12 protein-coding genes and 1 pseudogene are annotated in these 14,712 nt (G+C 73.8%); 9 read left to right on the top strand and 4 right to left on the bottom strand.

Annotated features, from left to right (window positions below; translation table 11 throughout):
* Window positions 1–108 precede the first annotated feature (108 nt).
* Window positions 109–327, top strand: coding sequence for a DUF3263 domain-containing protein (locus QFZ71_RS12720; RefSeq protein WP_307671441.1), 219 nt, complete (start codon window positions 109–111; stop codon window positions 325–327).
* Window positions 328–518: 191 nt separating this feature from the next.
* Here the strand turns inward: QFZ71_RS12720 and QFZ71_RS12715 are convergent, their stop codons facing one another.
* A complete protein-coding gene (locus tag QFZ71_RS12715) occupies window positions 519–1,199 on the bottom strand; it encodes a phosphotransferase (protein ID WP_307668344.1) in 681 nt (226 codons plus the stop codon).
* 316 nt (window positions 1,200–1,515) lie between these two features.
* Here QFZ71_RS12715 and QFZ71_RS12710 point away from each other — a divergent pair, with 316 nt between their 5' ends.
* Together QFZ71_RS12710 and QFZ71_RS12705 are read left to right on the top strand one after the other, a co-directional pair.
* Window positions 1,516–2,895, top strand: coding sequence for a carbohydrate-binding protein (locus QFZ71_RS12710; RefSeq protein ID WP_307668343.1), 1,380 nt, complete (start codon window positions 1,516–1,518; stop codon window positions 2,893–2,895).
* 220 nt (window positions 2,896–3,115) lie between these two features.
* The gene (locus tag QFZ71_RS12705; RefSeq protein WP_307668342.1) at window positions 3,116–3,991 is read left to right on the top strand and encodes a carbohydrate-binding protein; all 876 of its coding nucleotides are present in this window, start codon (window positions 3,116–3,118) and stop codon (window positions 3,989–3,991) included.
* Window positions 3,992–4,097: 106 nt separating this feature from the next.
* Here the strand turns inward: QFZ71_RS12705 and QFZ71_RS12700 are convergent, their stop codons facing one another.
* Window positions 4,098–5,798, bottom strand: a complete 1,701-nt coding sequence (locus QFZ71_RS12700) for a bifunctional 3'-5' exonuclease/DNA polymerase (protein WP_307668341.1) — start codon at window positions 5,796–5,798, stop codon at window positions 4,098–4,100.
* Between the two features lie 108 nt (window positions 5,799–5,906).
* Between QFZ71_RS12700 and QFZ71_RS12695 the strand changes: the two are divergent.
* Window positions 5,907–7,089, top strand: a pseudogene (locus tag QFZ71_RS12695) (DUF2786 domain-containing protein).
* 36 nt (window positions 7,090–7,125) lie between these two features.
* Window positions 7,126–9,252 (top strand): FUSC family protein, encoded by a 2,127-nt coding sequence (locus QFZ71_RS12690; protein WP_307668340.1) that lies wholly within the window; start codon window positions 7,126–7,128, stop codon window positions 9,250–9,252.
* 57 nt (window positions 9,253–9,309) lie between these two features.
* Here QFZ71_RS12690 and QFZ71_RS12685 read toward each other — a convergent pair whose 3' ends face one another.
* Window positions 9,310–9,834, bottom strand: coding sequence for a hypothetical protein (locus QFZ71_RS12685; RefSeq protein ID WP_307668339.1), 525 nt, complete (start codon window positions 9,832–9,834; stop codon window positions 9,310–9,312).
* A 255-nt stretch (window positions 9,835–10,089) separates the two neighbouring features.
* Between QFZ71_RS12685 and QFZ71_RS12680 the strand changes: the two genes are divergently transcribed.
* A complete protein-coding gene (locus QFZ71_RS12680) occupies window positions 10,090–10,332 on the top strand; it encodes a DUF397 domain-containing protein (RefSeq protein WP_030114590.1) in 243 nt (80 codons plus the stop codon).
* Between the two features lie 234 nt (window positions 10,333–10,566).
* Here the strand turns inward: QFZ71_RS12680 and QFZ71_RS12675 are convergent, their stop codons facing one another.
* Window positions 10,567–11,073: an ATP-binding protein gene (locus QFZ71_RS12675; protein ID WP_307668338.1), complete on the bottom strand. Its 507-nt coding sequence runs from the start codon at window positions 11,071–11,073 to the stop codon at window positions 10,567–10,569.
* 358 nt (window positions 11,074–11,431) lie between these two features.
* Here QFZ71_RS12675 and QFZ71_RS12670 point away from each other — a divergent pair, with 358 nt between their 5' ends.
* The 3 genes from QFZ71_RS12670 to QFZ71_RS12660 all read left to right on the top strand — a co-directional run bounded on the left by QFZ71_RS12670 (window position 11,432) and on the right by QFZ71_RS12660 (window position 14,671).
* Entirely contained in the window at window positions 11,432–12,295 is an 864-nt protein-coding gene (locus tag QFZ71_RS12670) for a helix-turn-helix transcriptional regulator (RefSeq protein ID WP_307668337.1), read from the top strand.
* Window positions 12,296–12,353: 58 nt separating this feature from the next.
* Window positions 12,354–13,811, top strand: a complete 1,458-nt coding sequence (locus QFZ71_RS12665; RefSeq protein ID WP_307668336.1) for an aldehyde dehydrogenase family protein — start codon at window positions 12,354–12,356, stop codon at window positions 13,809–13,811.
* A 218-nt stretch (window positions 13,812–14,029) separates the two neighbouring features.
* Window positions 14,030–14,671 carry a PadR family transcriptional regulator gene (locus tag QFZ71_RS12660; protein WP_307668335.1) on the top strand — a complete coding sequence of 214 codons (642 nt, stop codon included), beginning with the start codon at window positions 14,030–14,032 and terminating at the stop codon, window positions 14,669–14,671.
* Window positions 14,672–14,712: the final 41 nt, after the last annotated feature.

Genomic DNA, 14,712 nt, shown 5'->3' with positions numbered 1-14,712 from the left:
GAGCATCCCGCGCCCGGGAGCCCCGAGCCGGAGAACCCCGGCCCCGGGCCCTCGCGCCCCGAGGGCTCCGGTGGCGAGGCCGCGCGGTCCGCGCCCGGCCCCGGTGAGCTGTCCGCACGGGACCGGGCGCTGCTGGCCCTGGAGCGTCGGTCCTGGGCGGGGCCCGGCGCCAAGGAGCGGGCGATCCGCGAGGAGCTGGGCATCTCGCCGGTCCGCTTCTACCAGCAGCTGAACGCGCTGATCGACGACGAGCGGGCGCTGCGGGAGGACCCGGTGACGGTGAACCGGCTGCGGCGGGTACGGGACGCGAGGCGGGGCCGGCGCTGAGAGGGGGCCGCCGTGGTCCCGGCGGCGGGCACGGCAGGAGCGTCCGGCGGACAAGGATCGCGGCACCCGGCCGGTGCACGTCGCGCGAACTCCGGCGCGGGGGCCGCGTCGACGGGGTCCGCCGGGAGGCCCCGGTCCACGCCGGGCGGGCGGGACGCCGCCGGGAACCCCGGCGCGGCGGACAGGGGCCGCTACGGCGTGCAGCTGATGACCAGGGCCACCGCCCGGCCCAGGGCGGACCGTTCCGCCTCCGTGAGGTGCGGGTTCGCCTCCTGGCGGGTGCGGGCCAGGGCCAGGTCCGCGGGTGGCGCACCGCCGTCGTCGGCCAGTTCGGTGAGGAGCGCCGCCAGCAGGGGCCGTACGCCGGCCCCGGCCGGGTGCGCCGGGTCGAGCGCGGTCCGCGCCAGCGCCAGCGCCGACATCGCCCGGTCGAGACCGGGCGGGCCCTCCGCGGCGGTGGACCAGTCGACGACCACCGCGCCGGCCTCCGTCAGCACCACGTTCTCCGGGCGCAGGTCCAGGTGGAGCACGCAGTCCTCCGGATCGGCCGAGACCCGCGGGGGTATCGCGTGGAGTTCGCGCAGCAGCCGGGCGAGCAGTGCCGCCGCCTCGGCCGCCCCCAGCCGCCCCGCCAGCAGCGCCTCGGCCAGGGTCGGCCCGTTCAGCCGCTGGAGCACCAGGTCCGTCGGGCGGGCCCCCTCGGCGGGCGGGCCGATGCGCGGTACGGGGAACCCGAAGGCGCCCACGTACGCCATCACGGCCAGCTCCTCCGTGGTGTCGGCGCGGTCCCGGTAACGGCGAAGGACCCAGGAGCCGTCGAGTGCGTACACGTCGGCGGTGCGTCCCGAGCCCAGAAGTTGGCCTGTGTGCATGAGGGCGAACCTACCCGGACGTCCCGCCGAACGGGAGACGGCTTCCCCCGTCCCCCGCCCGGCCCCCGGAATCGGCCGCGCACCCGTCGGCGCCGTGGCCGGAACCTGGCGGGCGTCCCCGCAGCGGTGGCCGGAAGCGCGTGCCGCGCGGCCCCATGACGCCGGGAAGCGCGCGCCGCGCGGCCCCATAACGCCGGGGGAGGGGGGTGAACGGGATCTCCTGCGCGGGGTGCCACCGCCGCTACGGTTTCGGCAATTCCCTGGTCCGGACCAACCCCCCGCCGGATCAGGACACCCCCTGAACAAGGAGAGTCACGTGGAGAGAACCACGCTCCGCAGACGCGCCCTCGTCGCCGGCACCGCCACGGTGGCCGTGGGCGCGCTCGCCCTCGCCGGGCTGACCGGCGTGGCGTCCGCAGGTCCCGCGGGCACCACCGCCCCGCCGGTGTCGGCCGACGGCCTGTCGCCCGGACTGCTGGCCGCCATGGAGCGCGACCTCGGCCTCGACGCGGACGACGCCCGGAGCCGGATAGCCGCCGAGCACCGGGCCGCCGCCGTCGCCGCCGGACTGGAGAAGTCCCTCGGCGCCAGCTTCGCCGGAGCACGGGTCAGCGGCGAGAAGGCGGCGCTGACCGTCTCCACCACCGACGCCTCCGAGGCCGCCCGCATCACCGACGCCGGGGCGCGCGCCGAGGTCGTCGGCCACAGCCTGGACCGGCTCGAAGGGGTCAAGGGCGCCCTCGACCGGGCCGCGCTCCGCACGGCCCCGAAGGACGTGCCCGTCTGGTACGTCGACGTCGCGGCCAACCGGGTCGTCGTGAACGCCGCGAGCACCGCGGCCGGAACGGCGTTCGTCAAGGCGGCGAAGGCCGACGGCTCCCTCGTCACGGTCGTCCGGTCCGCCGAACGGCCGCGCACCTTCGCGGACCTGCGGGGCGGCGACGCGTACTACATGAACGGCTCCGGCCGCTGTTCCATCGGCTTCCCGGTCAAGCGCGGCACGCAGAACGGCTTCGCCACGGCCGGCCACTGCGGCCGGGTCGGCACGACCACCAACGGCTTCAACCAGCAGGCCCAGGGCACCTTCCAGGGCTCCACGTTCCCCGGCCGCGACTACGCCTGGGTCGCCACCAACGCCAACTGGACCCCGCGTCCGCTGGTGAACGGCTACGGGCGGGGTGACGTCACCGTCACCGGCTCCACCGCGGCCGTCGTCGGCGCCTCGGTCTGCCGCTCCGGCTCCACCACGGGCTGGCACTGCGGCACCATCCAGCAGCTCAACACCAGCGTCACCTACCCGGAGGGCACCATCTCCGGCGTGACCCGCACCAGCGTCTGCGCCGAACCGGGCGACTCCGGGGGCTCGTACATCTCCGGCAGCCAGGCGCAGGGCGTCACCTCCGGCGGCTCGGGCAACTGCTCCTCCGGCGGCACGACGTACTTCCAGCCGCTCAACCCGCTGCTCCAGGCGTACGGGCTGACCCTGGTCACCAGCGGTACGCCGACGGACCCGCCCACCGACCCGCCGACCGACCCGCCCACCGACCCGCCGGGCGGCACCTGGGCGGCCGGCACCGCGTACGCCGCCGGAGCCACGGTGACGTACGGAGGCGCCACCTACCGCTGTCTCCAGGCGCACACGGCGCAGCCCGGCTGGACGCCGGACGCCGTTCCCGCGCTCTGGCAGCGGGTCTGACCGGCCCGAACGGTACGACCGGGAGCAGCCCGGACCGGGACCGGCACCGACCGGGACGGGTCCGGGGCGACCGGGCCCGACCAGGACCGACCGGGACCAGCCAGGACCGATCGGCACCGGCCGCGACCGGCACGGTCCGCCCGCCGGGCAGTGCCTCCTGAACCTCTCCGCCTCCCGCCTCCCCGCGCCGAGGCCCCCCGAGGACTCCGAGGAAACCGTCATGACCCCACGCAGGGACAACCACCCCGCCCCCCACGACCCGAGCGCCTCCGAGGAGGCGCCGGGAGACCGGCGGCAGATCAGCCGCAAGGGTCTCCTGAAGGCAGCGCTCGTCGCGAGCGCGGTCCCCCTCCTCGCCGGAGGAGGCGTCGCGCTCGCGCGGGACGCCGCCTCCACCGGGAACGGGCCCCTGGCCCTCACCCCGGAGTGCGACGACGGCGACGACCCGACGCCGCCGCAGATGGAGGGGCCGTACTTCAAGCCCAACTCACCCCGCCGCACCAGTCTGGTGACCCCGAACACCCCCGGCGTCCCGCTCACCGTGAGCGGCTACGTCTTCGGCCGGGCCTGCCGTCCCATCTCCGGGGCCCTGCTCGACTTCTGGCAGGCGGACACGAACGGGGCTTACGACATGGCCCAGTTCAACTTCCGGGGGCATCAACTCACCGGCGCGGACGGCTCGTTCAGCCTCACCACCATCGTGCCGGGTCTCTATCCGGGCCGTACGCGCCACATCCACGTGAAGGCGCAGGCGCCCGGCGGGCGCATCCTCACCACGCAGCTGTACTTCCCGAACGAGCCGCGCAACAACACCGACGCGCTGTTCGACCCGCGGCTGCTGATGAACGTCCGCAACGTCGGCAACGGACGCCAGGGCTCCTTCGACTTCGTCCTGGACGTCGCCCAGACGCCCAAGCCGACCGATCCGCCCACCGACCCACCCACCGAGCCGGGGACCAGCTGGGCCGCCGGCACCTCCTACCGCGCGGGCGACCGCGTGACCTACGGCGGGGTCGCCTACCGCTGTCTTCAGGCGCACCAGGCCATCTCGGGCTGGGAGCCGCCGAACGTCCCCGCGTTGTGGGAACGCGGGTAGACGAGGAGAGACAGCGAGCGCACCACCGCCCGCGCCCCGTTCACGCCGTCCGGCGCGTGAGCGGGGCGCTTCTCGCGCTCCCGGGCGCACCCCGCGTGCGGCCCGATCACTTCGCGTCCGCGTACCGCTCCACCACCGCCGTCGTGAAGGGGAACCGCACCGGCGTCCGCCCGAAGGCCGTCCGTCCGGCCAGTTCGCCCGCCGCGCGGATCGCCTCGACGACGGCGGGGCTCTCCTCGGCCGGGCAGTGGACGATCACCTCGTCGTGCTGGAAGAACACCAATCGGGCCCGCAACCCCTGCTCGTGGAGCGACCGGCGCAGAGCGGCCAGGAGCAGCAGCGCCCAGTCGGCCGCGCTGCCCTGCACCACGAAGTTACGGGTGAAGCGCCCCCGCGCCCGTGCCGTACCGCCCGCGGACCCGGACCCGGTCCCGGCGCCCCCGGCGTCCCCGGAGCCTTCGGGGTCCTCCTGGGGGATGCCCGCCTCCTCGTCCTGGCCCGCCGAGACGACCGGCGGGCTGGTGCGGCCGAGCCAGGTCCGCACGACGCGCCCCTCCTCGCCCGCCCGCGCCGCGTCGTCCACGTACGCGACGGCCAGCGGGAAGCGGCGGCGCAGCGCGGCCAGGTTCTTCAGCCCGTCCCCGGAGGTCTGGCCGTAGATCGCCCCGAGCAGCGCCAGCTTGGCGTGGTCGCGGTCGCCGGAGAACGCCCGGTCGGAGAGGGCCTTGTAGAGGTCGCCGTCGTGACCGGCCACCTCCATCAGCCCCCGGTCGCGGGAGATCGCCGCCAGCACACGGGGCTCCATCTGGTCGGCGTCGGCGACGACGAGCCGCCAGCCCTCGTCCGCGACGACGGCCTGCCGGATCACCTTGGGGATCTGGAGGGCCCCGCCGCCGTTGGTCGTCCAGCGGCCGCTGACCGTGCCGCCCGGCTGGTACTCCGGGCGGAAGCGGCCGTCGCGCACCCAGTCCTGGAGCCAGGACCAGCCGTGTGCGGTCCAGATCCGGTACAGCTTCTTGTACGCGATCAGCGGCTCGACCGCCGGATGGTCCAGCTCCGCCAGCTCCCACCGCCGGGTCGACCTCACCGGCATCCCGGCTTGCGCGAACGCCTTCACCACGTCGGCGGGCAGATCGGGGCGGACCCTCCTGCCGAAGGCCGCCGAGACCTGGTCCGCCAGCTCGGCCAGTCTGCGGGGCTCGCCGCCGCCCGCGTACCGCTCGCCCAGCAGCCCGTCCAGCACCTCCCGGTGCACGTCGGCGCGCCACGGCAGCCCGGCGCGGTGCATCTCGGCGGCCACCAGCATGCCCGCCGACTCCGACGCGGTGAGCAGCCGCATCCGGTCCGGGTGCTCCGCCGCGTCGTGCCGGCGCACCTGGTCCGCGTAGACCCGCAGGAGCCCGTCGAACGGCACCCCGGCCCCCGCCGGCGGTTCGAAGAGGGAGGACTGCGCGCCCGGTTCGGCGGACCGGGCGGGCGGGTCCGGCGGCACCGGCGCGGCGTCCAGCCGGGCCAGCGCGGCGGCGGCGGACCGGGGCTCCCCGAGCCGCCCGGCGTGCCCGAGCAGCAGCAGTTCGGCGCACTCGATGTCGTAGCACCGCTCGACCCGGACCCCGGCGGCCAGCAGCCGGGGGTAGATCTCGGCGGTCGAGCGCCACACCCACCGCACCACCTCGGGGCGGGAGCGCACCGCCTCGACCAGGTCGGGCTCGGCGACGACGGGGCCGGCGGGCGTGCCGTCCCCGGCCAGCGGCGCGAGCAGCGCCCCGCCCCCGTCCACGGCCGCCACCGCCCACCGTTCGGTCATGGGTGCGAGTCTGGCACCCGCCACTGACAACGCCCCGCGACCCGCCGCTCCCGCGAGCTGGCGGTGCGGCCCGACGACGGGCCCCGGCCGCCGCCTACCCTTGGCCGGATGGAATCCGTGACCGACCGGGCCTGCGCGGCGGCCCTCTACGCGGAGGGCGACGCCGCCCTCGACACCGGCGCGTCCCTCCTCGCCGCCGACCCCGACGCCGATGCGGAGGCGCACCGGCGCGGCGAGGAGTTCGTCCGCCGGGCGTGGGAGCGCGGCTGGCACCCCGCCGACCTGGTCCGGTACGTCCGCCGCGAGCTGGACGGGCGGCGGGCCGCGCTGGCCGCGACCCTGATCGCCGCCGAGACCGCCCGGTACGCGGAGCTGCCGCCCCGCTGGCGGCGACAGCTCGCCGAGCTGCCGCCGCCCGTGCCGCGCAACCGGCCCGACCGGTTCGGCTACGCCGCCGACCTGCTGGAGCTGTACCGGGTGCTGCTGCGCCTGCCCGCCATCGAACCCGCGGGGCCCCTGCCCGGAGCCGCCGCCGACCGGCTGCACCGGCCGCCCGCCGCCGACGAGCCCCGCATGCTCACCCGCATCCGGGCGCTGCTGGCGAAGGCGGAGGCGACCGGCTTCCCGGAGGAGGCCGAGGCGCTGACCACCAAGGCGCAGGAGCTGATGGCCCGGCACACCATCGACGAGGCCCTGCTCGCCGCCCGGACGCACAGCCGCGAGACGCCGGGCGCCTGCCGGATCGGGGTGGAGCCCCCGTACGAGAGCGCCAAGGCCGTCCTGCTCGACGCGGTCTCCTCCGCCAACCGCTGCCGGGCCGTGTGGAACGAGGACCTCGGCTTCTCCACGGTCGTCGGCTTCGAACCGGACCTGGAGGCCGTCGAGCTGCTGTTCACCTCCCTCCTGGTCCAGGGGACGACCGCGATGACCCGGTCGGAGGCCGGCCGGCGCGCCGGGGGCCGCAAGCGGACCAAGACCTTCCGGCAGGCGTTCTGGATGGGGTACGCGCAACGGCTCGGCGGACGGCTGGCCGCCGACGCCGAACGGGTCACGGCGGAGGCGGACACCGGTACGGACGGGGGCGGGCGGCCTGCTCCCCGTTCTGGCCGCGCGGGACGTCGCGGTCTCCGACACCGCCGAGCGGATGTTCCCGAGGACCACGACCACCCGGCTGCGCGGGGTCTCGGACCTGGACGGCTGGACCCGGGGCACCGAGGCCGCCGACCGGGCCCGCATGGGCGGCTCCGGGAGCGGCTCACCCGGCGGACGGGACGGCGAGATCATGGCGTAAGGCCGACTTGTCGCATTTTGCGGTTAGGCTCGGCCCATGAGCTGGCTCCGGGCGCTGAAGGAGACCGCCCGCTCGGGGCTGGAGATCGAGCGGCAGAGGCTGGAACCCCTCATCGCCCTGCGCGGTGCGGCCGGTCTCGCCCTCGTCGTCGGCACGAGCCTCGTGCTGTTCGGGCCGGAGATCGCGGCCAGCTCCGCGTTCGGCGCGTTCCAGGCCGCCATCGCCACCTTCCAGCGCAGCTGGCGGCCACGCCCCGTCCTCGCCCTGGTCTCCGGCGCCAGCCTCGCCGTCTCGACCTTCGTCGGCTACGTCAGCGGCGCGCACGTCGTGCTGTTCCTCTGCCTGCTCGGCGCGTGGACCTTCCTCGCCGGGCTCGCCTGGGCGGCGGGGCCCACGGCCGGCATGATCGCCGCGTCCAATGTCGCGATCATGCTGGTGACGATCACCCTGCCCACCTCCGTCGAGGACGCCGCGGCCCACGCGGGGATGATCGTCGTCGGCGGCCTCGTGCAGGCCGCACTCATCGTCCTCTTCCCGGTCCGCAGATGGGGCGCGCAGCGCGACGCGCTCGCCGACGCCCTGGCCGCCGAGGCCGACTACGCCCGCCGGCTGCGCCACGACCCGGTCGCCCCCTTCGATCCGCTGCCCCTGATGACCGCCCGCAGCGCCGCCGCCGTCACCCCGCGCCAGGCCCGCCGCCGCCCCGCCGAACTGCACGGGGCCAGGGGCGTGGCCGAGCGGCTGCGCCCGGTGCTGGCCTCGCTCGCGGACCCGGCGATGGGGGTGCCCGGCGACGGCCTGGAGCGGCTGTGGGTGAACGAGTTGCTGGGCGCGGCCGGATCGGTCCTGGACGCCGCAGCGCGGGCCGTCCGCTCCGGCGAACCGGTCCACCTCTCCGCCACCGACCTGGGCGTGCTGAAGACCCCCGACAACGACGTGATCCTCGTCGGACCCGCCCGCCGCGCCGCCGACCGGCTCGCCGCGCTGCTCGACGACGTCCTGGAGATCGCGGAGGGCACCGGCACCGACAGCGGCATCCCCACCGATCTCGCCCCGGACACCCGGCAGCGGCCCACCCTGCCGCAGCTCGTCCCGGTGGTGCTGGCCGCGATGCGCCGCGAGCTGCACCACGGCTCCCCGATCCTGCGGCACGCGATCCGGGTCGCGGTGGTCGCCGTCTCCGGGTACTTCGTCGGCGAGGCCGTCCCCCTCGGCCACGGCTACTGGGCCCCGATGACCGCCGTGATGGTGATGCGGCCCGAGTTCTCGCAGACGTACTCCCGTGCCGCCGGCCGGTTCGGCGGCACCCTGATCGGGGTCGGGCTGGCCACCGCGATCGTGCAGACCGCCCACCCCGGCGCCCGGCTCTCCGCGCTCCTCGCCGTCGTCTGCGCCGGGCTGATGTACCTGCTGATGCGCACCGGCTACGCGGTCGGCCAGGTCTGCGTCTCCGCCTACGTCGTCTTCCTGCTCGGCATGGCCGGGGGCGACTGGTCCCAGACGGTCACCGAGCGCATCGTGCTGACACTGGTCGGCGGGCTCCTCGCGATGTTCTCGTACGCCGTCTACCCGGCGTGGGAGACCCCCCGGCTGCGCACGCGGCTGGCCGAGTGGCTGGTGGCGGACGGCCGGTACGCGGCCGCGGTGGTCGACCGGTACGCGGACCCGGCCGCGCGGGAGGCCGAGGACGTCCGGGCCGCCCTGATCGCCACGCGCGAGGCCCGCGTGGCGTGGCAGGAGGCGCTGGCGACCGCCCAGCACGAACCCGTACGCCACCGGGGCATCTCCCGCGCCGCCGCCACGGACGCCCAGCACGCGCTGGCCCAGCTCGGCCGGTCCGCCATGGTCCTGGAGGCGCATCTGCCGTCCCGGTCGGCCGACCCCGTTCCGGGCGCGGCCCAGTTGGCCGAGGCGCTGCGCGGGGCGACGGAGAAGGCCGCCAGGGCGGTACGGGAGCGGCGGCTGCCCGACTGGCAGCCGGTGGCCGACGCGGTGGCCCACTGGGACATGCCCACGCCGACGGAGGACGGCACGACCCCGGTGGGCGACCCGGTCGTGCGCCGGGGCGCGGCGCTGCTGCTGGAGGCGCTGGAGGAGTTCACCCGCGCCCTCGACGAGAAGGGCGGCTCCACCCGCGTCAGCAGCACCCTCGCGGAGGGCTGAGCCGCGCCGGCCGGGCGCGCGGGCCGTGACCCGAGCCGCCCGGCGCCGGCGACGGCCCTACGGCGCGGGGATCTCGGGCAGGCCCGACATGCCGGGGAGCGAGGGCAGACCGCTCGGCAGCTTGCCCGCCTCGGCCTTGGTGAGGGAGTCCTTCGCACCGCTGTCCCACGAGACGACCAGCTTCTCGGCGTCGACCGACTCGATCGCGCCCATCGCGCGGTCAGTCCCGCCGTCCGTGCACGTCAGCGCGAGCATCGGCTTGCCGCCCATGTCCTTCACGTCGCCCTGGCACACGGACTGGTCGGCGACGAGGGCGACCTTGCCGGAGGCGATGGAGACGGTGACGTTCTTGCCCTCCGTCAGCCCCACCCAGGTGCCCTCCAGCGCGGCGGCGTCCGCCGCGCCGCCCCCGGCGGAGTCCCCGGAGTCGCTGCCGGGCGTCGGGCTCGCCGACGCGTCGGTGCCGGAGCCCTTCGCCCCGTCACCGCCGCCGTCACCGCCGCCCCCGCACGCGGTCAGCGCGAACGAGGCGGTCAGAGCGGCGAGCATCGTGATGGCGCCGGTGCGTAGAGACCTGGTCACGTGGAGTTCCCCCTTGGTGTTCTCCGGATGAAAGACCGCGCCACGTTACCAAGATCCGAGCGGTCCAACTCAGGTAAACGGGAGCGAATTAGGCGTGCTGTTCGTCTCTCGTCCCGGAGGGTCCGGCCGGTGACGGAAAGTAGGTAATCGAAACAACACCCGCCGTGCACGTGCATCTGCTCATGCAAAGGCATATGAACAGAGCTATGATCCGAGCTAGTTGACACCTGCACCTTGAATCTCGGGGAGCGTCCTGTGCACGACGTGTACAACGGCATGGCGGCCACAGAGCTTCGCGGAGTCGTCTGGCAGAAGAGCAGGCACAGCAACTCCCAGGGATCGTGCGTGGAGTTCGCGCGGCTGCCCGGAGGGGATGTGGCCATGCGGAACTCGCGTCACCCCGACGGGCCCGCGCTCGTCTATACGCCCGCGGAGATCGAGGCGCTGCTGCTGGGCGTCAAGGACGGCGAGTTCGACCACCTCGCCGCCGGCGCCTGACGCCCGGTCCGGCCTCCCGGGGCGTTTCCGAACGATTCCGCGCGGGCAGGTGATGCCCGGAACTCCCTCACCCGAGCTCCCGGCTCCGCCCGGGCAAGCCCCTTCTTCGCGGCGTTGCCGAAATGCCCTCGTAGCGGAGCTACCAGGGCATTCCGGCGTCGTGCGGCGCACCGCACCGGATGCCGCCCGCCGATCCGCGCGCAATCGTCGGACATCCCTCGCCCGGCCGGGATCTCACAGCGTCGGTTCCGGCTTTTTCGGAAGCCGGAAAAGGGCCCAGACCACTTTGCCGTACAGCGGCCCCGACGGCAGTTCTCCGCGCGGCACGGGCGACGGGTACCAGCCCCAGCTGTCGCTGACGCATTCCACCAGGAACAGCCCGCGGCCCGATTCGGCCGAATCCGCCGCCTCGCCCGCCACCGGGCTCTCCACGCTGGGGTCGCGCACCGCGCACACCAGTCGCGAGGCCCACCGCATCAGGTGCAGTCGCACCGGCGGGTCCTGGCTCTCCTGCGGCGCGTCGACGGGCAGCGCGTGGCGCAGGGCGTTGGTGACGAGTTCGGAGACCACCAGCGCGACGTCGTCGAAGCGGTCGCCCAGCTCCCACCGCTCCAGGGTCGACCGGGTGAACTTCCGTGCGCCGCCGACCGCTTCGAAACACGCGGGCAGAGCGCAGGACGCCGATCCGGCAACCCCCGAGGGGTCGGTGGGGGGAAGCCCCTGCCGTAACGGCTCGAGCATCGTCGATCCATTCGTCCCCATACGAGGCACTCCCGGGATTCGCGGCTGTAGCGGCACTGCCTGTAGCGGTACTGCGGGGGGTACAGCGGCACAACACGAGCACGCAGGTGCGCGATCGCCATCGTTCCGAATGCGCAGAGCAGATGCAAGGGCAGATGCACGTGCACGCGCCGGACCTGCCCGATACCGTGGTGGTTGCGGGGCATTTCTTCCCGAGGTCAGTTTCGGAGCTTTCCGGACGTCTTCCCATTTCCGTAACCGAATGAGTACGGGGTGAAGCGTTTTGGTGGCAGAATCCGGCACTCGGGGTTCCGGGGGGCCTCGGGTGCCAGGGAGATCGATGGGGAGGGCCGGGCCGGTGTCGGCAGGAGAGTCGAGTGGATCGGTGGTGCGACGCATCCTCCTGGGCTCTCAGCTCAGGAGACTGCGGGAGTCGCGCGGAATCACCCGTGAGGCGGCCGGCTACTCGATCCGGGCCTCCGAATCGAAGATCAGCCGCATGGAGTTGGGACGGGTGAGCTTCAAGGCCAGGGATGTCGAGGATCTGCTCACGCTCTACGGAGTCGCGGACGAGGCGGAGCGGGACTCCCTTCTCGGCCTGGCCCGCGAGGCCAACGTGGCGGGCTGGTGGCACAGTTACGGGGACGTGCTGCCCGGCTGGTTCCAGACGTACATCGGCCTGGAGGGTGCGGCCTCCGTCATCCGCATCTTCGAAGTCCAGTTCGTGCACGGTCTGTTGCAGACCGAGGCATACGCCCACGCCGTCGTCTCGCGCGGGCTGCGCGGCGCCTCGTCCGCCGAGATCGACCGCCGGGTGGCCCTGCGCCTGGAGCGCCAGAAGGCGCTCGTCTCCGAGCGTGCCCCCGCGTTCCACGCCGTGCTCGACGAGGCCGCCCTGCGCCGCCCGTACGGTGAACGCGAGGTGATGCGCGCCCAGTTGCGGCATCTGATCGATATGTCGGAGCGGCCGAACGTCACGCTCCAGGTCATGCCCTTCAGTCATGGCGGCCACGCCGGCGAGAGCGGTTCCTTCACGATGCTGCGTTTCCCGGAATCCGATCTGTCGGACATTGTCTATTTGGAGCAGCTGACAAGTGCGCTCTATCTGGACAAGCCCGAGGAAGTCGCGCAGTACGAAAAGGCCATGACGGGTCTCGTCCAGGACAGTCCGGGACCGGACGAGAGCCGGGATCTTCTGCGCGGTCTACTCCAACTGATCTGAATTGTCAGTACGATGACGTCTCATCAGGAGTCTGCGAACGCCTGCAGTAAGGGATTGCATGTCCTTCTTCCGTGAACTGGCCCACCAGTACATCGACGGCGAGTGGCTGACCGGCAGCGGCTCGTGGGACATCATCGATTTCAATCCCTACAACGGTGAGAAACTCGCCGCCGTCACCGTGGCCACCGCGCTGGAGGTCGACCGCGCCTACCGGGCCGCCGAACGCGCGCAGCGGGAGTGGGCCGCCGTCAATCCGTACGAGCGGCGTGCCGTTCTCGAACGGGCCCTGCGCATCACCCTCGACCGCGCGGACGAGATCGCCGAGGCGATCACCGACGAACTGGGCGGTACCCGGATCCGCTCCCGGTACGAGATCCGCGCCGCCGCCGAGTTCCTGCGCGAGGCGATCCGCCAGGCGCTGCGGCCCACCGGGCGGCTGCTGCCCGCCGTCGGGGACGGCCGGGAGAACCGGCTCTACCGCCTGCCCGTCGGCGTCATCGGCGTCATCAGCGCCTTCAACTTCCCGTTCCTGGTGGGGATGAAATCCGTCGCCCCCGCCCTCGCCCTGGGCAACGCGGTCGTCCTGAAGCCCCACCAGAACGCACCGGTGGTCGGCGGCGGGCTGATAGCGCGGATATTCGAGGACGCGGGGCTCCCGGCCGGGCTGCTCAGTGTGGTGATCACCGACAGCGCCGAGATCGGCGACGCGTTCATCGAGCACCCCGTCCCGCGGGTGATCTCCTTCACCGGCTCCGACCGGGTCGGCCGGCACATCGCCGCCACGGCCGCCGGCGGCTTCAAGCGCACCATCCTCGAACTGAGCGGGAACAGCGCCCTGGTGGTGCTGGAGGACGCCGACGTCGAGTACGCGGTACGAGCCGCCGTCTTCAGCCGGTTCCTGTACCAGGGGCAGGTCAGCATGGCGGCCAACCGGATTCTGGTGGACCGGTCGGTGGCGGCGGAGTTCACCGAGCGGTTCATCGCCGAGGTGGCCGCCCTCAGGGCCGGCGACCCGCGGGACCCGGAGACCCGGATCGGGCCGGTCATCAACGCCTTCCAGGCCGACGCGCTGGACGCCCTGGTGGACCGGGCGGTTGCGGACGGCGCGAAGGCCCTCGTGCGGGGCCGGACCGTGGGCAACGTGGTCGCCCCGACCGTCCTCACCGGCCTCGCGGAGGACTCCCCGCTGCTTCAGCAGGAGATCCTCGGCCCGGTGGCCCTGCTGATGACGTTCGACGGCGAGGAGGAGGCCGTGCGGATCGTCAACGAGGGCCCGTACGGACTCAGCGGCGCGGTGCACACCAGGGACGCGGAGCGCGGGGTGAGGTTCGCGCAGCGGATCGTCAGCGGGATGTTCCACGTCAACGACTCCACCGTGCAGGACGATCCGCAGGTCGCGTTCGGCGGTGAGAAGACGTCCGGCGTGGGGCGGCTGAACGGCGAGGCCGTGGTCGAGGCGTTCACCACCCAGCGGTGGATGTCGATCCAGCACGGCCGCTCGGTCTTCCCGTTCTGACCGGGGAACCGCTCCGGATTCCCGCGCGAGGCAGGGCCTTTCCCGTTCCCCGGCCCCCCGGCTCCCGGAACGAGGCGCGGCAGGCGCGTGGCGGGACGCCCGGCACCGCGGGGACGTGCGGCGGTGGACCTGCCGCCGTACCCGCCGAGGGCACACCTGGCGCTCGTGCGCAAGGGGGCAGGGCTACCCTAGTCAAAGTTGAATAGGAAGGGAGCGCCATGTCCGCGATCCGGCTGCTGGTCCTCGGCGCCGTGCGCATGCACGGCCGCGCGCACGGCTACCAGGTCCGCAACGACCTGGAGTACTGGGGCGCCCACGAATGGTCCAACGCCAAGCCCGGATCGATCTACCACGCCCTGAAGCAGATGGCGAAGCAGGGACTGCTCCTCGCCCACGAGACGGCCCCCTCCACGGCCGGCGGCCCGCCGCGCACCGAGTACGAGGTCACGGCCGAGGGGCTGGAGGAGTACCGGACCCTGCTGCGGGACGCCCTGCGCACCTACGACCAGAGCATGGACGTCCTCTCGGCCGCGGTCGGGTTCATCGTGGACCTGCCCCGCGAGGAGGCGGTCGCGTTGCTCAAGGAGCGGGTCGAGGCCATGAAGGGGTGGCGGAACGCGGTCACCGAGTACTACACGCCCGAGGAAGGCCCCCAGTCCCTGGGCCACATCGGCGAGATCATGAACCTGTGGGTGCACTCGGCCGACGCCGGCGCGGAGTGGACCCGCGGGCTGATCGAGCGGATCGAGGGGGGCGCGTACACCTTCGCGGGCGAGGGCGACCCGTTCGTCGGGGTGCTCGCCGACGACCAGGAGAATCCCTACGCGACCGGGGCCGCGGACCCCGGCGACGACGACTGATCAAGTTTGACCAATGCCTCTTCGGCGGTTACCTTCGAGCT

The organism is Streptomyces sp. V2I9, assembly GCF_030817475.1.
GTDB lineage: Bacteria > Actinomycetota > Actinomycetes > Streptomycetales > Streptomycetaceae > Streptomyces.
The sequence above is the reverse complement of the archived record's forward strand: the minus strand, read 5'-3'. Positions and strand labels throughout refer to the sequence as shown.